Genomic DNA, 21,632 nt, shown 5'->3' on the forward strand with positions numbered 1-21,632 from the left:
TAAAGCACTTCCAGAAATTGTGTGAATTCACGCAGTATGTTTGAGCAAGCCGAAATCTGGTCTAGCGATCGCGCCTCAGCCATTCCGTAATTCCATCAGCCAGCGAGAGAATTAGCGCTTTTTGAGACTGAGGATCGGTAATCCATTCAAACTCGATCGGGTTGATCATAAAGCCCAGTTCTAATAAAACAGACGGCGTAACGGTGGGACGAGTCAGCGCTAAGTTATTCCAAAACACGCCATAGGAGGGGCGATCTAATGTTTTGACCAGATGATCGTGCAGAAAGGCGGCTAGATCGTAGGCTTGAGCGTTGTACCAAAAAGTGGCTACACCCTTGGTATTGATGGCATCTCCGTCGTCGGGCAAGGCGTTGTAGTGCAGACTGAGCGCGATCGTCGGTTCGAGTTTGTTGATGATGGCGACGCGATCGTTGGGTAATAAATCAATGTCCTCCTCGCGAGTTAAAAAAACCGTTGCGCCCCGATCGACTAACTGATCCCGCAGCGCTTTTGAAATCAACAACGCCACTTCTTTTTCGGGGTAACCCGTTCCGCCTCTCGATCCAAAGTCTTCGGGGCCGCCGTGTCCTGGGTCGAGCAGGATTTTGAAGCCGGAGAGTGAGGAGGAAGGAGTGAGGGGTGAGGAGTGAGGAGGATGGCGCAGCGAGAGGATCAATGTCGTGCCTTCGTAGCGCAGTTTGTAGCCCCATTGAGACTTGAGCGAGAATGTGTATTCGACTTTGCCAGGTTCGGTTTGTTGCCAGTCGAGACGAGAAATCACGCGATCGCTCGTCAACCGAATCGTATCCGTCTGGGCGGTCGTATTGTGTAGCGTCAGTTTGAAGGTATTTCTAGCCTGCTTGACGGTGATGGGAACGGGCACCTGGAGGGGAAACAGCACTTCTGTCCAGTCGCCTGCTTGTCTCGATGTGATCCCGCGAATCAGCGATCGTACAGGCACCGATCCTGACGAAATCTTTACGTCTTTGCGATTGATCCAGCCGCCGTAATCAAGTCGTACCCAGTCGCCTTCCTGTCCGGTGATGGTGGCGCGAGTGCCTTGCGGTAGGGGGGTGAGGCGAGAATAGTCGGTGCTGGCTCCTGTGCGGGCCGTCCCAGAAGGAACGATCACCTCAGCGATTTCGAGTTGGCTGGGAGAGAGAATTCTGATCTTACCGGGGGCAGTTTGGGCGACTTGAGCATCCTTCAAATTCAAAAGATACTGCGGTTTTCCTAGCTCTCCGATCGAATTCGCTGTCGCACATCCCGCATATTGACTAGCTCCTTCTGACGTAGGCTGCGTCAATCCCGTTAGCACTCCCGAATTGGCAGGTAAATTCATCACAGTCTGACGCTGGAGCGGAAGGATACGATCGTCTACTTTCACCGACACCAGCGCATTCTCAGGGGCAACCGCCGCAAAACAAATCAACTCACCTGGCAATCGAGCGATATCCACCGCAGGCGAGAGAGAATCTTGACCAAAAGCAGCGCCAACTAACGGCGGAACAAGCGGTTCACGAGTCACCGCAACCTTAAGCTCCTGATCTTGATAGCGCACCGTAAACAGATTGTCCCCTAACTGCAATGGAAAACTGGGCGCAAAATGACCTTGAGGACTGCGGTCGAGGCGTTCACCATTCACCAAAACCTGCCCTGCTGGAGGAGCCGACCCAATCAAAAAAATCTGTTTCGCCGTCGTTTTGTGATCGGCTGGAGGATAGGCAACGTACAGCTTTTGCGGGTCTGCCACCCTGGTAGAAATTAAGTTTGGTGAAGAAGTCGCCCAGGTCGGGAGCGTGACCAACAATACCATCAGCAATGCCAGCCCAAAAAATCTTTGCATGTCGGGTGAGAATGAGGAGCGAGTCAATATTTTAAGGGATGAGGGATGAGAGACTTTAGGAGATTTCTGCTAGAGGAGTTACCAATCCTGGAACGCCCCCTAAATCCCCCATTCTGGGGGACTTTGAGAGTTGAGAAGAGCAACTTTCTAGACGCAAAGCAATTGATCAGATTCAAAGTCCCCCAATTTTGGGGGATTTAGGGGGCTGAAGCCGACTGAACCGGAGCGATGCCGCAGATCTTCTCTTGGGTCTTTAGTCTCTGGTCTTCAGCCTTCGGTCTCTGGTTTGATCGCTTTAAGATCGATCGCTCAACTCAACCCCCATTCCCTCGCTCAGTGCTGATCGCTATGTAGAATAAACGGGTTATCCTCCAGCGTTTCTGCTCTTCTAGATATGGCTAAATTTGTGTTTGTCACGGGTGGCGTTGTCTCCAGTATTGGCAAAGGCATCGTAGCGGCAAGTTTGGGTCGGTTGCTCAAATCACGAGACTACTCGGTGTCGATTCTCAAACTCGACCCTTATATCAATGTCGATCCAGGAACGATGAGTCCTTTTCAACATGGGGAAGTGTTTGTCACAGAAGACGGTGCCGAAACTGACCTCGATCTAGGTCACTATGAACGGTTTACCGATACCGCAATGTCACGGCTCAACAGTGTGACAACGGGTTCGATCTATCAAGCGGTGATTAATAAAGAACGGCGCGGTGATTACAACGGGGGTACGGTTCAAGTCATTCCACACATCACGAATGAGATCAAAGAACGAATTCTAAGAGTAGCGAATAATACTAATCCCGATGTTGTAATTACTGAAATTGGCGGCACTGTAGGCGATATTGAATCGTTACCGTTTTTAGAAGCGATTCGACAATTTCGGAAAGAAGTGGGACGGCAAAACGTGCTGTATATGCATGTGACACTCGTGCCCTGGATTCCGTCAGCGGGAGAAATGAAGACTAAACCGACGCAGCATTCTGTCAAGGAACTGCGATCGATTGGCATTCAGCCCGATATCCTGGTGTGTCGCAGCGATCGCCCGTTGCCGCCTGGTTTAAAGCAAAAAATGTCAGAGTTTTGTGATGTCTCGCCCGAATGTGTGGTCACGTCTCAGGATGCGGTCAGCATTTACGAAGTGCCGTTGAATTTGGAAAAAGAAGGCCTGGCCATTCAAGCGATCAACCTGCTGCAACTCGAACAGCGCCCGTTGAATCTCAGTCAGTGGCAAACGATCGTCGAGCGGCTCTACTGTCCGACGGGACAAATTGAGATCGCGATCGTCGGTAAATATGTACAGCTAAATGATGCTTATTTGTCAGTCGTCGAAGCGCTCAGACATGGGTCAATTTCGGCTGATAGTGGCTTAAATTTGCGCTGGATCAGTTCTGAAGACATCGAAGAAAACGGGGCTGACTATTATCTCAACGGAGTCGATGGGATCGTTGTACCAGGCGGGTTTGGAATTCGCGGAGTCGATGGCAAAATTAGCGCGATCGAGTATGCCCGGTTAAACAAGATTCCCTTTCTCGGTCTGTGTTTGGGAATGCAATGTTCGGTGATCGAATGGGCCCGCAATATTGCTCATCTCGAAGAAGCCAGCAGTGCTGAGTTTATCTCTGATGCCAAAAATCCGGTGATCAATCTCCTACCCGAACAGCAAGATGTTGTGGATTTGGGAGGCACCATGCGGCTTGGCTTATATCCCTGTCGATTGGTTCCCAACACGCTCACTTTCAACCTTTATCAGGAAGAAGTCATTTATGAGCGACATCGCCATCGGTATGAATTTAATAATCAATACCGCAGTTTGTTTTTAGAAACGGGCTATGTGGTGAGTGGCACTTCTCCAGATGGGCGCTTGGTGGAGATCATTGAGCTTCCTAATCATCCGTTTTTTGTGGCGACTCAATTTCACCCAGAGTTTCAGTCGCGACCCAGCAGTCCTCACCCGTTGTTTAAGGGATTTGCTAAGGCTGCCTTGTCTTATGGGTTGAGAATGAAAGGGAGTGCAGAATTGCAGGTAGAAGGGCAGGAGGTTGTGGGGGTGAAGGGATGAGAGATGAGGGATGAGAGTAATCACTTCGGTTGATGCATGAGTTGATTCATGAGGGTCAACATTTTTTAGTTCGGTTCTTAGTTGATTGTTGGGGACGACTCTTGAGTTTCAGAGTAACTTCTGTAAATCTCTTGAACTATTGCAGTCAATCTGGAATGCTGAGTCTCAGGACTTGAGGAAGTGGTGTGTCTTTCTGGATCAAACTAACTTACGAACGAAACGTTTATGTGATTGATCTCGATCGAGTCGCTGCCTTTTGTCAGATCTCGAAGGGTCGATTGTCTTTTGTGGTGCCCGATGGAGAGACGACGATCGTCATTCACAAGCAAACGGATGCTGAAACTTACCAGAAGCTTCTGGACTACATTGAGAAGGCAACTGGACAAAGCTTGGAAGAGTGAGGGATGAGGGATGAGTTGGTGGAGAATGACTTGCCCATTTGCCTGATCCCTATTGCTTCCCTTTTTCCTTTTTTATGGAGATACGCCAATCAAAGTTTCCTCAGTTGTTGTAAAGGCTCCTTGTTGCATTTTGTTGTCTGAGACGAAGGTGAGACGATATTGGAAGCTGCGCTTTGAGCCATCTTTGAGGGAGATTCTTAGCGGGACGGGTGCGGTGGCGGTTCCTGATAGTTCTAGCCGTTCTTCGCGGTGGTAATGGTGGTCTCTGTCGTCATATTTCACATCAACGAAGACCATTCTGAATGAGCCAGGGGTGAACAATGGAATGAATTCGATGTCTAATGCACCTTCAAACGAATCGTTGACTGCGATCGCCGTGGCTTCCGTGGTGACTTTCTCAGATTCTTGACGAGAACCGTCCTTTAGGTGATGAATCAGGTAGTAGCTGTAAGTGCGGGCGCTGGGGTCGTCGAGGCGGAGTTTCCAGAATTGGGCAGGAGAGTTGGCGGTGAGGGTAATGGTTTTGGTTTTGCTCCAGCCGTTCGGACTTTGGTAGAAAAGCACTGTGTCAATCGAGTCGATCTCGCCCCAGTCAATTCGGTTAGGCACGACTTTCAGATCCAGAAAGCCCAAATGCTCAAAGGGATTGATTTGTAGCGTTCGATCTTCTGTAGGATTGGCAACAACTTCGTAGGAATAAGTGTGTCCTTCCCATTCAGAACCCGGATCGAAATGATATTGCACGTTGTAATCGTAGCTTGTGTCAAACGTTGAATTCATGAACACCTCAAACTTATGCTCGGTATGATTCCCCGGCTCAAATACAAAGTCCGCATGTTTGTGATCCACTTCATTCGCGGGACTGCCGTAATCGATCGCCACCTGAGCCGAGAGCAAGCCAATGTTCTCAAAGTCAATCGGCGCATCTACTGTAACGGTAAACACTCGGAAAAACGGATCGTCTAAATCGACTTCGACAAAGTGTTTGCGCTTGTTTTGCAAATCATTCAACATTAAGCCGATCAAACCCTGGGGAGCATAGGTGCGCTGGACGGCCTCCGATCGATTGTATTGCAGCGTGATGGTCTTCTGTTCGTCCTGGTGAATGAATTTCAGCTTCAACGCAATGGCAGGATCTCCGGCGATCGGGGTTGGTGTAGTAGGTGTAGGGGTTGGTGTAGTGGGCGTAGGCGTGGGCGTGGGTGTAGTGGGCGTGGGCGTGGGTATGTTTGGGGTAATCGCTGCGGGGCGAGAAAGTTTGGCTCGAATCGTCGCAGTCGGACTGGCAATGACTTTTCCGGTGATTTCGGCCACTCTGTCTCGAAAATCGCCAATCCGTTGAGGCACGGCATCTCGCGATCGTACATGTCCTTTGCCCACCGGATCGCCACTGATGCTCGTCACCAGAGGAGACACAATGCCGATCGCCACTTGTCGCCGCCGTTGCGAGAGTTTGCGATTGTATTGTTGTTTGGTGGGGGAGTCGTCATTTTCGTAGCTGGCGTGGGCTTCGATCGTTACATCTTTGGGCACTGCCAGACGCTGAACCCAGGCTCGTAGCTGATTGCCATCACCCGAAAGATGGTTCCCAGGCGTGTCGGTGATGCCTTGCCGAGAAGTAGTATTCGAGAACTCAACGTCTGTCGGATTCGGTGAATTGTTCAGATATCCAGTATAGGCTCTCGATGTCGTAGACCATCCGGCTTCCCGTGGCTTTTCGTATTCAAAAAATAAGTGAAATGTTTCGTCTGTAGTGGTCTGAGGATAGTCTACTGTGATGTCAGCGCTGGCATTGTCGTCTACATTCACAGTGATTTGATGATTGGCGTTGACCGATCGCACTTCACCATTTACTCGTACTGTTGGATTATTCCCACGAACCGTAATCGTTTCTGATGTTCCTGATGTAGAAGGTGTGTGTTCGATTCCATAACCATCTGGTAGCGGATTGGGATCTCGACTGAGAATCTCTAGCGTTGCAGGTTGGCGAGTCGTGGATGGATTCGGTGTGTCTAACCGAGTTGCGACCACATCTCTAACTGCGGAGGCTACACCAGATACAAGATTCTCAGACGATGGTGTATCAGGCGTTGGGCTAGGCGTTGCGCCACCGTTAGAATTTCCATTTCCAGATGAGTTGCCTGGTGAAGGCGTTGGCGTTTCTGGTATTGTGACTCGACCTCCCGCAAACTCCCCTGGAGTCAGGGTTGGCTCAAACCAGTCCTTGAGTAAGTTTTCTTTGAAAAAGTCGAGGGCCCATTTCTCTTTTTCGGCACGATCGTCGGCACTCGAATAGTTCACTACCTCAATCTTAATCGCACCGTCTTGTACCAGTTTCTCAAATCCTGCTTCGATGCCCAACTTAAAGAAGTAATATTGTCCACTCAGACTGGCGCTAAAGTGATTGTAAACCCGCTTCATGTCTGCCGTAATTTTGACATCCAAAGCCGGCCGCATTCCCGTATATTTCAGATCATAGAGAACACCAACGGGGGTAGTTCCTCGCTCAAAGGCTTTCTCTAAAATAATTGCGCCTTCTTGACTGAGCGTGAGACTAAAGGTTGCCGTATTCGTCGCATCCAAAGAAGGCACCGTCGCACCGAGAATTTTTTCAACCGCGTTAAAGGTTCCCGGCTGACTCGCTGACGCAGTAATGCCCCCTGAGCCTTGTAGATTGAGCGCGATACACTGCACCGTCCCCTCGTCAAATGGCACTGCCGACAACTTGGCGCGATCGGGCGCAATCCCACTCAATTTGGACAAAATTCGCTGCTCTAGTTTGGGATCTAATTGCAAGTCCACATCAAACATCAAAAATCCGCCGCCCTTGGCCCCTCCTGACACTGCCGCAGGCTTGTACTTGATGAAAGTGAAGGAAACCTGCTTGTCAGCCCCTCTGCGGGCAAATTTGACGGGGCGAGGCAGATACCAGAATTGGTTGGGGTCGGCGTGGTCAGCAAAGACCGTTGTGTGGTCGATCGTGAGGGTTTTGTTTCCGAGTAATAGCATGGGGAACGGGGGATGAGGAACGAGGGATGAGGAACGAGGAACGAGGGATGAGAGATGAGAGATGAGGGATGAAATGCTTTTAGGCGACGGGTAGCATTAGGGTGTCGGAGGAGGCTGAAGTCCAGTCGGTCGATCGAGATAGTCCGTTTAAGTGGCGGTAGGTGATGCGGTATTCGTAGGTCGATTTTTGGTTGTCGGCATAATCGAATTCAAAGGTCGAAGCGTCGTTGATTGACTGGAAGCTAAACAGGTCAGAAAAACTTAAGCCTGCGTCTTCGTCTTCATAGCGGAGTTCGACTTGCATTTCATAGAGGCGTTTGCTGGCGAAATCGACTTTTTTGGGTTGGACAGTCACAATACGATGGCCGCGCATATCGCTGCGAAGAATGATCCGGCGATCGTTGGTCACAGACGGCGGCACTTCCAACATTCGTCCACCTTTGAACAGCAGCGTCACCTGATATGCAACCTTCCGGTAATCGGGATTGACTAAATCAACCTTCAAACTTTTGGATGCACTGTCATCTTTGCTAAACTCAAACGATTGTTCTGCATAAACATCATTTTTGGAATCGTCGTAAATTAGATCAACGAATGCTCGTTCGACTAAATTCCAATCTAAATTAGAAACGACGGTCAGCGATCGCTTATTGGGGCGAGGATCGCGAATGGTAATACGCTCGTCATCGTTGTCGTTAAAGATAGTTACAACGTCGCGGTTATCAGCGGCGCGATAAATAAGCTTATACTGAAACTTCGTCTGTCTGAGATCGCGAACAAACATTTTCCAGGTTTGATCACTGTGCGCTTGATCTAAAAGCAGCGTGTCATCCATGCGAATGCCGTTTTGCTCGTCGGTGTACTTGAGTTGAACTTCGACCTGCGGATAGCGATCCCACGGGAAACTCAAGGCGACGATCGGCACATGCAGAATGCTATAAAACTCGCGGGGATTGATCTCAAAGTTGTCACCGTCAAAGACTTCCGGGACTGACTTGACTGAGATAGGACGTTCACTCCCATCGATTCCCTTAAAGGTAACGGTGTATTGAGCTTCGATGTCACGTCGCATTGTATTATCTGTGACAATACTTGCCCATTCAACTTGCGTTTTAGCGTTACTCGATTCTAATAAGACATTCGTAGGAGTGTTGCCATAGTCTAATCGCACATTGATCGAGCTAATCGAATCCTCTTCAAAATTAGCGCGAGAAATCACAGCCAATTTGCGCCGCTCAAACCACGGATCATCCAGATCCACCGAGAGAACAAATCTGCTGAGATCCAGACCCTGCTGGGTGATCACGCGAGACAGACCGCTCAAATGTCCCTGCGGATAGATACTGCGTTTAACGGTGGTGCGCTCGCTAATATTCACGTCAAGCGACTTACGATCGATCCTCGTATAGTCCGTCTTTTTATAAGAAAAGCCACCCTGAACCCCCAAACGAGACACGCGATCGGCAAAGTTGGCCGCCTTATCCCACCCGTCTTCTTCTTCCTTCACAGGATCAATGCTGGGTTTAAAGAATGCATCCAAAATCATTTCTCGCACTTCGTTGACCGCTTGATCACGTCGTCCCAAAACCGCACTCTCGTCTTCGCCTTCAGGAATAAAGGTGTCTGCTTCGAGCACGATCGCTCGTTTTTCAACCAATTCGTCAACGGCTTTGTCAATGTCAACCGAAACAAAAATTGCATCAATGCCAAAATGCTCATCGAGATGTTTTTGCACCCGATCCCAATCCACTTTGAGACGCACTGAGTACGCTGGACGCAACGCTAAATAATCGAGAGAATACACAATTCCGATCGGCGACATTTCTCCCTGAAGTGCTTTCTCCATCACCGTTACGCCATACTGATCCAACGCCACCGAGAATGCCGCTTGATTGTCTCCATAGAGCGAAGGTTTTGCCGCCTGATCGATTTTGAGAACAAACTGAGGTGTCGTGCTGTTGGGAGCCGCCGTATCGCCCGTCTGTTTGCCAAACAAGAGCAACCGAACAGTGCCATCGACCAGCGGAACGGGAGCCAGTCGGGGCGCTTGATTTAGCCCGGCCATCTGCCGTAATTTGCCGCGAATCTTTTCTAAAGTGGCTTCTTCAACGCCAATGTTGACATCAAAATTGAGAAATCCACCATTCCCCGCTTTGCCGCGATATTTAATTAATTGAATCTGGGGAATCTTTTGCCCTGTGACCGAGTCCGCGATCGTCGTCAACTTAGGCATCATCGGCAAATAATAATACTGCAACGGATCGGCATGATCCGAAAACAGCGAAACGCCTTCAATAATATGAAACGGAGGGTTGAGATATAGCATTGCTTTTTGGGGACGATCAATAAAGTCAAAAACAATTTGAATTGAAATTGCAACGAATTTGAGAGCAAAGGACAAGTAGAATTTGATGAATCTTACGGCTACGGTCGCAAATCCAGGAGAGCAAACTAAATCCCCCCCAAGTGAGGGACTCTGAGCTAGAACACTTGTTTTAAAGTCCCCCAGAATTGGGGGGTTGGGGGGCAGAAGGACAGCGAAGCGAAGAACTTCATCGAACTGACAACCTAGACTCAGACAGGCATCCGTAGCGCCAGCGTTAGCGAATCTGTAAGCTGAGGAGTTACATTCGCCTTGCGTTCGGTGCCATCATTCATATAAAAGACAGCATTCCAGGTGTACTTGTTTGAATGTTTGTCTTTGAGTGCAACAGACCAGGTTTGCGGCGTTTTTGCAGTGCTATCAAACGTCATATCGTAGCGTTCTACAATGTCATGCACTTTGTCTTCATAACTCAGTGACACAATCACTAACGCCACCTTGTTAAAGTCAATTCCAACAGGCACCACTTTGACATCTAGCGAGTCTTCGATCTTTCTGCCGACCATGATGGTCAGGTCTTCAGTGGTGGCTTCTGGAATCTCTTCAAGCTGGCCGTTTTTGAGTTGAACTGTACCTTTGTAAGTGATTTTGCCGATCTTTTCATCGATCGCCGGAAACTCCCAATCAAAGAACGGCTGTGATTTGCTCAATGCCGCAGTGGTGTTCTTGGTGTAATGATTTAATTCATCAACATATTTCACATCCACAAAAATGGTTTGAATGTCTTTATCCAAGTCACCTGCTGCACGCAAACTCACCGTCTTGGTTGCATTAAACGGATCATTTAAATAGAGTTGCGGAGAGCGTGAAGACGCTTCTGTCACTTGATATTCTTTACCATCCGCCATAAAGTACTTAACAATGTACTTGTAAGGTTGTTTGACGGGTGCAAAAACCACTTCTCTGAGCGTTGCTTTTGGGCTGGTTTTGTCGAGTAGATAGGCGCGTTCGATCTGTCCCACATCGCCTTCAGAAGCGTCATAGTTGATCTTCACTTGCACTTGACTGACTTGACTCCAGTTGATATCACCGGGGAGAACGTCGATCGCTAAGATCCCCGTTTCACCCACGTTAATCGTCAAGAACTTTTCATCGGTTGGAATCTCTTGAGACTTGTAAGCACGGCTCTCGTTTTTGTAGTTAACTTGATACCAATACTTGTAGTCCCATTTGGCATTTTCAATGAAAGACTTGAACTTCTCTAACTTGTCGGGACTGTTAAAGCTAAATTCCTGAATCTGATGAACGCTGCCTTCTTTGTAGTCAAGGTGAACTTCTACACTATCGAGCGGCAAATCTTTGAAGTCAGCATTTACCCGAATCGGAACTTCCAACGTCTTAAAGAAGGGATCATCGAGATCAACGATCGTGGCATAGTCTGACCACTTCAAGGGTTGACCCTCTTTATCCAGCAGCGTGGTGATCGGTTCTAGCATCCCTTGAGGAGCCATGTTCCATTCAACTGCCTGACTTTCTTTGTAGCGTTGATTGACATTGTTAAACTTGTATTGACTCAGACGAAGATGAAAGTCTGTTAGATTGTCAGGCACTTTCTTTTGTTCTTCGGTGAACGGTTGTAGCTTGTCTTCGTTGGAGGCTTTGATCGCTTCTGCCAGCGTATTCATCGCCCAATCACGAATCTTTTGCTTAACATCTTCAGTCGCTTTAAAGTCTCTAAAGTCAATTTCTACGCCGCCCCACTGATGCTGACTAGCATACTCACTAACGGTTTTATTGATCGTCGTTCTGTTGCGATTTGAGCCGCCAAACAACCACTTCCAGATCGAGCTAAATGCACCTTGAGACTGCTCTCTTTTAGTGAAATCTTCGACAAAGCTCGAAAACTTGCTGGAATCAAACCAGATACGAGCTTCGATCGGAGGCAATTTCACCGCACAATACAAGTCGTAAACCACTTGAACAAATCCACCTTTGTTTTGCAGTGCCTGTTCAAAAAAGGTTGCACCCAGATCGGTTAGCTCGACGGTAAAGGGAGTAATATTGCGTCCATACAAAGACGGTTTGCCAGGGTTAAAAACAGTTTCAACAAACTTATCGCTAATGCTTTCGATATTAAGCTTTGCGGTGCCTTTGGTGTAAGTGATCGAGCCAATTTCAACTTCGGGTGGTTTGACGTTGCTACCCACATAGCGTTGATTAACTTGCTCTTGCAGCTTTTTGACGATGAGTTGCTTCTTCTCTTCAGGAACGCTAAATTCCACGTCACAAATCAAGAAACCGCCGCCTTTTGATTGGTCAGCCCGCTCGATCGGCATCCGATATTTATAGAAGCTAAACGAAGGACGGCCATTATCATTCATCCGAAATCGAGGAACATCGGGCACCAGATAAAACTTATTTGGGTCTTCGTCTCCATAAACCTGAACACCCTCGATCGTTTGTACGTCATCAATTTTCAACATAAATCTGATTCCTGAAATGAATTCTGAAAGCTCTAGCGGATGGTTTTAGCAGTGAACCAACGCTCTTGTTTCTCGATTCTGCTCAATTAGGATCAGAAATAGGGGTAGCCGATCGGGGAATGTTTTGTGAAGACGTTAAACGCTAGATATTAGGCATTAGACATTAGACTAAAGACCGAAGATTAGTGCTTCTCCGTCCAATGTCCAAAATCCAAAATCCAGTGTCTTGAATACGATCGCCACCCCTATGAACCAGACTTCTACTCAGGTTATGGCTCTGTTTGAGCAAATTGACCAACAGACCGAAGAATTTCGGCAAGCGACCGGGTTATCTTGCTCGTCTGACTGTGGTCGCTGTTGTGATCGTCCCAGTGTTGAAGCAACTGTATTGGATGTGTTGCCATTAGCGATCGCGCTCTTTCAACAAGGCAAAGCAGAAGAGATTCTCGATCAGTTAGAAATCGATTCACCCCAGCGCTGCATTTTTTATCAACCTGACCTTACAAATTCTCAAAAAGGACGGTGTGGAGTCTATCTCTGGCGGCCGTCCCTCTGTCGTTTGTTTGGCTACGCAGCCGTCAGAGACAAACACGGCAAACCCCAACTCGCCGCCTGCACAGAACTCAAAGCCACCCGATCGCTCACCCTCACCCACATTCAACAACAGCTTACCCAAGGATTGTCTGCCCCCAGTTTTGTCGAGTTTGCGACGCGAATGGAAAGTATTGATCCCGCGATCGGTTCCCAACGGTTTCCTATCAATCAGGCCATTCGATTAGCCCTGCAAAAGGTAGGCTTAAGCGCCCAGTTTTCAGACCTCGAAGATTAAATGTTGGAGCATGACAAGAGACTTTAGACATGAAACTTTGAATATTAAACAGTGAATTAAAAACCTTATGCGAAAGTCCCCCAGAATTGGGCTACCGTGTACACACAAGTCCGGAATCGCTTCGTTTCGATCGGCTTCAGTCCCCTAAATCCCTCATTCTGGGGGACTTTGACAAAGGAAAGATTTCCAAAGTTCAAAGCCATGACGACAGCTCAAAGTCCCTCACTTGTGGGGGATTTAGGGGGCTTCCCAAGGTTGGTAACTTCTTTGCTAGAAATCTCCTTAGTCCTTAGTTTTTAGTCAATAAACAACAACAGGAACTCGCTTAAAAGCAGGCGTACCCGATCGCTCATCTACGCTCGCCTTAAAAATCACATTGACTTCGGGGTAAAACATTAGCGCGGCTCCTGGGCGGACGGTGCCATAAATGATCTCGACGTTCTCTAGTTTGCCAGCATCGCCTTGTACTGTGACTCGTTGATGTTCGGTAAATCCTGCGCTTTCGGCATCCGATCGATTCATCAAAATGCAGTTGCGGTGGGGCATTGCGCGATATCTGTCGCCCGGTTTGTAGACGACGGTATTGTGCTGTGAATAGCTGCGTCCGGTGGTCAACGCCAACACGAGACTGCGAATCGCATCAGAAACGCCAAACTCTTGAGCCGTCGGTAATGTCAGGTGCGGCAGGGGCGTAACAAACATCTTGGCTTTGCCCGAAGGCGTGGCAAATTTGGGCGTGTTAAAAATGCGTCCCTGAATGGTGAATTCTTGTTGAGTGCTGTCGATCGTCGCCATCGCTTTAAAGCCAGGAATCGTCTGGGCAATCAGTTGACGAACATATTTTGTGTCTTGCAGTTTGCGCCAGTCGATCGGCGTGTCGCCATGAATCCGATGAGCAATTTCGGTCAACAATTCCACTTCTGAAATCAGATCGGCCTGTTTAAGATGGCTTTCTCCTTCATCGTTGAGCCGCACGAAATTGTTGCCTGATTCTGCTGTCGTCTTATGGGGATTTTCAAAGCGGGCAAAGACCGGAAGGATCAGCGTGTTTTTCTTGGCCAATCCGTGGAAGTGTCCCAGGTTGGGCTTGGTTGCCACATAGAAAATGGTCTCGATGTTCGACAAAGCGCGTTTTGCCTGGGTGAGGTCGGGATTTGCGGCGTAGAGATTGCCTCCCAGACAGAGCAGCGTATCGACTTTTTCAGAATCGGCAGCGTCGATCAAGGCGCGAGTGTCATATCCTTGAACCCGACTGAGTGAGGTTCCTAGCAGTTTTTCTAAGGCTTCCTGAATTTCTTTTTTGAGGTGAATCGTCACGCCCATCGACCCAAAGCCCTGCACGTTGGAGTGACCCCGAATTGGCATTGTTCCGGCCCCTTCTTTGCCTGCATTTCCACTCAATAGGGCCGTATTGGCAATGCTGTAAATGTTGTCCACGCCGTTTTTTTGCTGCGTCGCGCCCATCGCCCAGGCAAAGACGACTCCTTTTGCAGCGCCAATGATCGAGGCAGCGGCCACGATTTCAGCTTGAGAAACGCCACAGGTCTTAACGATCGTTTCCCAGTCGATCGCTTGTGCGTAGGCCACCACTTCTTGCCAACCGTCGGTATGGGATTCTAAATACTCCGATCGAATTAAACCTTGCTCAATCAACGATTTTTGAATGCCAATAAATAAAGCAACATCACTCCCAGGAATCGGTTGAAGATAGAGCGAAGAAATGTCTGAACCTCGAATCAAAGACTTAATCGGAAAGGCAGGAGACGCAAATTTCACCAATCCCACTTCAACGATCGGATTGACGACAATCACTTTACCGTCTCGATCGCGCAGTTTGATCAATTCATTCATCAGTCTAGGATGGTTGGCTGGCGCATTCGACCCAATCAGCACCACACAATCTGCTTGTTTGAGACTGTCTAGACTCACCATCGACGTACCCGATCCAAACATTTGCTTGAGTCCGGTCGTAGAAGCCGCATGACACAGATCAGAACAGTCCGCCAGATTGTTTGACCCCAGCGCCCGGATCATCAATTGCAGCAAAAAAGCCGCCTCATTCGACGATCGCCCCGAACTGTAAGAAGCCACTCGCTCTGGAGCCTTGCCAAAAGCCGCTTCTGCAATCTCATACACCTCATCCCAACTCAGCCGCTCATACTGGGAACTGCCCTCTCTAAGAATGAGCGGCACGCTCAACCGACCCAGATTGTTTGCCTGCTCAGAAGTCAGTTGTTGAAGGTCTTGGATCGAGCGATCGTAAAAGTGGGCCGCAGGTTGAAGCTCAGACGCGATCGCTTCGACACTTTTGGCGCACCGCTGCAACACTTCTCCATCCTCATTGACAAATCCGCCTTTTTGTCCGCCTGTGCCCCACGCGCAAGAGAGACAGGCACTTTTGTGGAGGAGTGTTTTCCAAATTTTGGCACCATCAGGCGACAGCGTATGTTCTGCCCAATATTGAATCACAGGCATCCCGCCGCCAACTTGGGAAGTTTTGTGAGCGTGTTCGTCCATGTGTTGATTCCTACCCTACAAATTGAATCTAACGTGAATTTAATGAATCTCTCCACTCCAGTTACAGATCCAGTTAGAGAGTTAGCTTGACTTCTAAATTCCCTCTTCACACAAGGCTTTGAACCAAAAATTTTTGTCTGAAAGTTCTCTAGAATTGACAGCTTGGGGGGCAGAAGGTGCAGTCAACGAAGCGAAAAACCAGATTTCTTCGAGTTACCCGCCAGAAGTAGAATCTATGCTGAACTTAATAGGAGCGATCGCAAACTTAAGGAGATTTTCAAATAAGAACATACCTACGTTACCCCACCGCCTACGGCTCCTCCCCTTAGCAAGCTGCCGTGTACATACAAGTCGATTGATCTGTCATTGCTGAGAGCCTTCGCCCCCTAAATCCCCCAAAAATGGGGGACTTTGAGCCGTCGTCATGGCTTTGAACTTTGGAAATCTTTCCTTGGTCAAAGTCCCCCAGACTGGGGGATTTAGGGGGCTGAAGCCGACTGAAACGAAGCGACAATGACTTGTGTGTACACGGTAGCCTTAGTAAGGTGAGGCTGGGAGGGGTCAGAGAGATCAATTTGGGTAAAAGTATTCCTGGAAATCTCCTAAGAAACAAAGATTGTTTAAGATAACCTGCTACAAAATTAAATTCATCAAAAGTTACGAACATCTCGATCGACCTACGTCGAAAGTTAGATAGATACTGACAGCCCAAAACTTGGTACTCTCACACTAGAGACAGATGACCTGATAGCTGAGAAACTGTTTCTCTCTTGTTTGTAGTTTTGTTTCCAAAGTCGATGATGAATCAATCTGTGAGGATCGTGAGCCTGTTACTAGCGATTTCTGCCTGGGTCAGCCCCTCGGCAACCGTTGCAACAACGCCCCTTCCCAAAGCGATCACGGCTCCCGATTCTCTGGATCGATCCATTACTCAGCCTGTACGATTAGAAATTCGTCTCAGTAAGCGTCAGGTGACGGTCTTTCGAGGAGACAACAAAGTTAAAACCTATTCGATCGCCGTAGGTCGTCCTGGTTGGGAGACGCCGACAGGCACCTTCAAAGTCAGAGAAATGGTTAAAAATCCCGCTTGGATACATCCGTTTAAGGGCTTTGTGATTCCGGGAGGCGACCCTGAAAACCCATTGGGACGGCGCTGGATTGGCTTTTGGACAGACGGCAAAAACTGGATCGGCTTTCACGGCACGCCCACGCCTCAATCAGTTGGAAAAGCCACCTCCCACGGCTGCGTACGGATGCACAACAAAGATGTCGAAGAACTTTTTCAAAAAGTCAGTCTGGGGACAGTGGTTGAGGTGATCAAGTGAGGCGATACCAAAGGCGTTACGAAATAAAATCCAACTAATGACAGATCAACTAAACTTCACATCTCCTTAAACTTCTGACGGTGGCGATGATCCTGATCACAGAGGGTCAGGTGTCGTGGCAAGCGATCGGACTTCTAAAAGTGCGATTGTCTGCACAGAAATCATCAGATGTAAGGAGATACTCATGAACGGAACTCAGAAAGGTATTCTTGTCAAATTGGCTGGCTCGATCGGCGTAGTCGGAGCTAGCTTGATGGCGCTTCCTTCTTTCGCAGCCTCCCCGCTCAACCCCAATCCCAAAATCTTTAGCGAAGCCCCCTACAATCGTCTGGCTCAAGCGACTCCCAGCATGATGACCCCGGCGACCGAGAGTGTGACGACCGAAACGACCATTCGCTCCTCATCTCCCTCGTTGGCCAAAGTCAACCCCAACCCCACCATCTTTAACGAAGCTCCCTACAATCGTCTGCTGTCTCAATCGACGGGGGGGGCTAACGATCGTCCTGCTGCTCCGGCCGCCGAACCTTCTAATGTTGGCCCGACCATTCAGCAGTCACCGGGCAGTTCTCCGACCATTCAGCAGTCACCGGGCAGTTCTCCGACCACTCCTGGCACCACTGAAACCACTCCTGGCACCACAACGCCTGGTTCTTCTGGAGATGTCACCGTTCCGACCAGCCCCAGCGAATCGACGACTCCCAGTTCTCCAGGCACCACAACCCCTGAGTCAACCACACCCAGTTCTCCAGGTACCACAACCCCTGAGTCAACTACCACACCCAGTTCCCCAGGTACCACAACCCCTGAGTCAACTACCACACCCAGTTCTCCAGGTACCACAACGCCCGAATCGACCACACCCAGTTCTCCAGGTACTACAACCCCCGAATCGACCACCACTCCAGACTCGACGACACCGAGCGAAGACTCTACCACTCCTTCTGGAGACTCCAGTGGCGGACAGTCGGGCGGCGTTCGCGCGCTCTGGTAATGGGGAGGATGCTGGACTGAAGGCTTTGGACTTGAAACATAGGGTTTAAGTTTTCTTATCCAAAGTCCCTCGTCCGCTCACCTGTATCATTGGCGGGGATAAACCCACTTCCATAAAGGATGGCTTTTACCCTGCTGATGAATTTTGAGGACTTGTTTTTCTAGCCGCTGACGTTCGAGGAGGGGTAGCCCAAATAGAATGTTGCGGCTTTGCCATATCAAGGTAGACAGCGTGACTCCAATGCAGAGCGCCAATCCCACCGAGGCAAGCAGATGGTAACCCAGACCCAACCGCAACGCTGCCCAGGTGAAATATTGCCGCAAAATCGCAAACACGTCTCGCAAATCCCACAGGCTGAGAAGCCCGATCGTTGCCCACAGCCCCAAAGCCAGCAGCCACTTCGTCAAAACCGTCAACTCATGGAGCTTCTGAACCGCAGCCTCAAAGCCAGGATCGCGGGATAGCTCAATCTCTGAAACCGACTGGTCTGGCTGATCCATATCTGTAATGACTAAGCCTCAGTAGCGTCAGGTGTAGTGGTCGGAGCGATCGCCTTTCCTGTTTTCTCTCTCCACAAGGCAAGCAGCGTGCTGGCAATAAAGATACTCGAATAGGCACCCATGACAAAGCCGATGATCAAAGCCAGGGCGAAGTTTTTCAGCGTTTCTCCGCCAAAGAAGAAGATCGCAAACAGCGTCAACAGCGTGGTCATGGTGGTGTTGATTGACCGTCCCAAGGTTTGATTGACGGCCTCATCGACAATATCGTTAATGTGACGACCCGGATTGAGGACGATCGTTTCTCTCACCCGGTCATAAATCACAACGGTATCGTTGACGGAGAACCCGACGATCGTCAGCAGGGCGACAATAAACAAACTATCGACTTCAGTGCCGCTGACCAATCCCAAAATGGCGAAGATGCCAACGGTAATCAGCACATCGTGTAAGAGCGCGACGATCGCAAACACAGCATAATCTGGCTGAAATCGAACGCTGAGATAAAGGGCAATGCCTGCAAAGGAGACAATCAGCGCCAACAAGCCTGACTCAAAAAGCTGTTTCCCCAGGGTCGGGCCGACGCTATCGATCTGAGTCGTTTTGGGGTTGAAGGCTCCGATCTTTTCGGTGAGGGCTTGTTGAAGTTTGGTGCGCTGATCGACGTTGAGATTGGCAGTCCGAATGGAGATGATTCGCTGCTCTGGGCCGACCGCTTGAATGCTGCTACCTCCCAGTCCTTGATCGTCTAAAACGCCTCGCACGGCATCGAGGTCGATCGGTTTACTGCAATTGTCAGGTTGGGTGCAGTCGAGTTCTAATTGGAGGCGCGTTCCTCCGACAAAATCCAAACTTGGGCGCAGCGGAGTGCCAATCTGATTCCAGGAAATGGCCATCGCGATCAGGCCCGCCAAAATAATCGCTAGAGAAAGCGTCCACCAGATTCCTCGTTGACGGATGACTTGAAGTTTCATGAGGCTGCCTCCGCCGAGGGTTTGTTGGTTGTGGGTAAGTTGGGGCAAAACAATTCTGGTTTACGGAGTCCTTGGATGCCCAGCACAAAGAGAAGCAGGGTGCGGCTACAGGTCAGGGCGGTAAACATACTCACCATCACGCCCAACGCCAGCGTCAGGGCAAACCCTCTCACCAGTCCGGCACCCAGCCAAAAAAGCGCTCCGCAGGCGATCAGAGTTGTGACATTACTATCGAGAATGCTGGAAAAGGCGCGGAAAAAGCCCGCTTCGACTGATCGATACAAGGTCTTCCCGGCGCGCAGTTCTTCACGAGTCCGCTCAAAGATCAGCACGTTTGCATCGACTGCCATCCCGATACTGAGAATGAATCCGGCGATTCCTGGTAGGGTCAGCGTCACACCCAGCAGATTGAAAGCCGCAAAGGTGAGGAGGGAATAGATGATGAGCGCGATCGAGGCAATGGCTCCCGGCAGACGATAATACACCACCATAAAGACGAGGACGAGGAACAATCCACCAATCCCAGCGTAAATGCTGCTTTGAATGCTGTCTCTCCCCAAGGTTGCGCCAATGGTGCGATTCTCGACGATTTCGACGGGTAGAGGGAGTGATCCGCCACGTAGCTGAACGGCTAAATCTTGGGCTTCTTGAGCCGTAAATCGTCCGGTAATCGTTGCACCGCCGCCTGTGATGCCTGTTTGAGCGAATTCTACGCCGACGTTGGGAGCGCTAATCAGTCCGTTGTCGAGGAAGATTCCTAAGCTGCGTCCGGTGCCTGCCAGATTTTTGGTCAACTGGGCAAATTTCTGACCGCCATCATCGTCAAATCGCAGGCCGACGCTCCAGGTATTCGAGTTGGGCGTGGTTTCGGGGTAGGCATCTTTGAGGTTTTTACCCACGAGGGCAGGTGGCTCAAATAGGCTCAAAATGGCTTGGTCGCTTTGTTTGATTTTTGCCTGATTGTCGTCGATCGCTTTCTGGTCGCCCGATTTTCTCAGTTCTGTTTGTTTGGCAAGCAGTTCTTGGCGTAGTTGTTGTTCGATCGGCAGTCTGGCCTCAGTACCTTTTTTCTGTTCTCGAAAGTCGAGTTGAGCGGTGCCGCCGAGGACTCGTTCTGCCTGTTGAGGATCGCTCACGCCGGGGAGTTGGACGAGAATCTGATCTTCGCCCACCGTTTGCACCACGGGTTCTGAAACGCCCAATCCATTGATCCGTCCCTCAATCACTCGCTGGACGGCTTCCAATTCGCGAGAGGTGACTTTTTTAATTTCTTCGGACGGCTTAACCTGAATCGTAAGCTGTGAGCCGCCCTGCAAGTCTAACCCCAACTGCACGGGCACTTTGACGATGACAAAAATCGCGGCAATCACCAGAGCCAAAATCACCAAAAGTAATGAACGCTGCCTTCCCATACCCAAACCTGCTATGACAAACGCTATGATAGCGCGTTAGAGTTTTGAGTTATGAGTTTTGAGGGTTGAGTTTGGCTACAAGGGTAAACAAACCTAGCGATTAATTCGCGGCCATAAGGTCTAAACAAACCCGGCGAACTAATTCGTGGCTAAAAGAACAAAACCTTAAAGCGTTTTATGTTTAATTCAGCCCGTCTACTTAACGGACAGCTAACACTTCAGCCTTTTGGTCAAAGTCTAAACTACTGGCAGCTTGCGTTGATGGAGACCGATCGACCGCTTGCCAGTGCCAAACTCAAAGTGGCGCAATTGGAGCGAATCGGATAGATCGGAACAATCGGATGCAAAACGCCACGGACGATCGTCGTACGACTGGTTGGGGTGACAATAATCGTCTGGGGATAATTGACCGATGGATGAGACGTAAACCCAAAGCTATCGCGCACCACTGTTGGCGCAGTAATCACGATCGACTGAGGCACCCCAAACGGATCGATAAAGTTGGTCTGCGAGTAAATTGTCGAATAGGACGGCTGTATCGGAATGGCTTTGACGGGCGCACCTCCGATATCCGGCGAAGCGATCGCTCGTCCTGACAGCAATGGAACGATCGAGAGGGCAACTAAAAGAGACAGACGTTTCAGCATGGCCATGTCTTAATTTGAGGTGACTTTCAGTGTTCGCACCCTTGCCTTTAGGATAACGCGGACAAAACGGTAACAGCCAGGTTTTGAGGGAAATCTTGTCTTGGCTGCAAGAAACAGGTTGGCAATGACGATCGTCAATCGTACGTCACCCATCTCGAATTTGGCGAAGGTTGGTCAACTGTATACAGATGCTTTGAATGCGGCGGGCAAGTAGAGTTATTGGGTTAGAAAAAGTTTCTATGGAAAATTCTCACACATCAAATTCACCTAAAAAATAAGGGCACACAATCTGCACCCTTAAGCGAATGATTTCAATAGCGAA

14 protein-coding genes are annotated in these 21,632 nt (G+C 49.3%); 5 read left to right on the forward strand and 9 right to left on the reverse strand.

Features of this window, described 5'->3' with window-relative positions; all coding sequences use genetic code 11:
- Positions 1-61: 61 nt before the first annotated feature.
- The gene (locus ACKFKF_RS05775) at positions 62-1,846 is read right to left on the reverse strand and encodes an N-acetylmuramoyl-L-alanine amidase (protein WP_446866801.1); all 1,785 of its coding nucleotides are present in this window, start codon (positions 1,844-1,846) and stop codon (positions 62-64) included.
- Between the two features lie 394 nt (positions 1,847-2,240).
- Between ACKFKF_RS05775 and ACKFKF_RS05780 the strand changes: the two genes are divergently transcribed.
- Both ACKFKF_RS05780 and ACKFKF_RS05785 read left to right on the forward strand, forming a co-directional pair.
- Positions 2,241-3,902: a CTP synthase gene (locus ACKFKF_RS05780; protein WP_446866802.1), complete on the forward strand. Its 1,662-nt coding sequence runs from the start codon at positions 2,241-2,243 to the stop codon at positions 3,900-3,902.
- 185 nt (positions 3,903-4,087) lie between these two features.
- A complete protein-coding gene (locus ACKFKF_RS05785; RefSeq protein ID WP_446857247.1) occupies positions 4,088-4,303 on the forward strand; it encodes a hypothetical protein in 216 nt (71 codons plus the stop codon).
- A 72-nt stretch (positions 4,304-4,375) separates the two neighbouring features.
- On the opposite strand, the gene ACKFKF_RS05790 is transcribed toward ACKFKF_RS05785, so the two are convergent.
- From ACKFKF_RS05790 to ACKFKF_RS05800, 3 genes are all read right to left on the reverse strand, one after another.
- A complete protein-coding gene (locus ACKFKF_RS05790) occupies positions 4,376-7,312 on the reverse strand; it encodes a hypothetical protein (RefSeq protein WP_446866803.1) in 2,937 nt (978 codons plus the stop codon).
- 79 nt (positions 7,313-7,391) lie between these two features.
- Positions 7,392-9,638 carry a hypothetical protein gene (locus ACKFKF_RS05795; RefSeq protein ID WP_446866804.1) on the reverse strand — a complete coding sequence of 749 codons (2,247 nt, stop codon included), beginning with the start codon at positions 9,636-9,638 and terminating at the stop codon, positions 7,392-7,394.
- 248 nt (positions 9,639-9,886) lie between these two features.
- Entirely contained in the window at positions 9,887-12,118 is a 2,232-nt protein-coding gene (locus ACKFKF_RS05800) for a hypothetical protein (protein ID WP_446866805.1), read from the reverse strand.
- Between the two features lie 247 nt (positions 12,119-12,365).
- Between ACKFKF_RS05800 and ACKFKF_RS05805 the strand changes: the two genes are divergently transcribed.
- The gene (locus ACKFKF_RS05805) at positions 12,366-12,947 is read left to right on the forward strand and encodes a YkgJ family cysteine cluster protein (RefSeq protein WP_446866806.1); all 582 of its coding nucleotides are present in this window, start codon (positions 12,366-12,368) and stop codon (positions 12,945-12,947) included.
- A gap of 300 nt (positions 12,948-13,247) precedes the next feature.
- Here ACKFKF_RS05805 and ACKFKF_RS05810 read toward each other — a convergent pair whose 3' ends face one another.
- A complete protein-coding gene (locus ACKFKF_RS05810) occupies positions 13,248-15,464 on the reverse strand; it encodes an FdhF/YdeP family oxidoreductase (protein WP_446866807.1) in 2,217 nt (738 codons plus the stop codon).
- An 821-nt stretch (positions 15,465-16,285) separates the two neighbouring features.
- Here ACKFKF_RS05810 and ACKFKF_RS05815 point away from each other — a divergent pair.
- Together ACKFKF_RS05815 and ACKFKF_RS05820 are read left to right on the forward strand one after the other, a co-directional pair.
- A complete protein-coding gene (locus ACKFKF_RS05815; protein ID WP_446866808.1) occupies positions 16,286-16,789 on the forward strand; it encodes a L,D-transpeptidase in 504 nt (167 codons plus the stop codon).
- 184 nt (positions 16,790-16,973) lie between these two features.
- On the forward strand, positions 16,974-17,780 hold the full coding sequence (locus ACKFKF_RS05820; RefSeq protein WP_446866809.1) for a hypothetical protein: 807 nt from the start codon (positions 16,974-16,976) through the stop codon (positions 17,778-17,780).
- A gap of 86 nt (positions 17,781-17,866) precedes the next feature.
- Here ACKFKF_RS05820 and ACKFKF_RS05825 read toward each other — a convergent pair whose 3' ends face one another.
- From ACKFKF_RS05825 to ACKFKF_RS05840, 4 genes are all read right to left on the reverse strand, one after another.
- Positions 17,867-18,280, reverse strand: coding sequence for a hypothetical protein (locus ACKFKF_RS05825; protein WP_446866810.1), 414 nt, complete (start codon positions 18,278-18,280; stop codon positions 17,867-17,869).
- 11 nt (positions 18,281-18,291) lie between these two features.
- The gene (gene secF / locus ACKFKF_RS05830) at positions 18,292-19,251 is read right to left on the reverse strand and encodes a protein translocase subunit SecF (protein WP_446866811.1); all 960 of its coding nucleotides are present in this window, start codon (positions 19,249-19,251) and stop codon (positions 18,292-18,294) included.
- Positions 19,248-20,663, reverse strand: coding sequence for a protein translocase subunit SecD (gene secD / locus ACKFKF_RS05835; RefSeq protein WP_446866812.1), 1,416 nt, complete (start codon positions 20,661-20,663; stop codon positions 19,248-19,250). Before secD ends, secF begins: the two co-directional genes overlap by 4 nt.
- 242 nt (positions 20,664-20,905) lie before the next feature.
- Entirely contained in the window at positions 20,906-21,310 is a 405-nt protein-coding gene (locus ACKFKF_RS05840) for a hypothetical protein (RefSeq protein ID WP_446866813.1), read from the reverse strand.
- Between the last annotated feature and the right edge of the window lie 322 nt (positions 21,311-21,632).

This window comes from Phormidesmis sp. 146-12, from assembly GCF_052939495.1.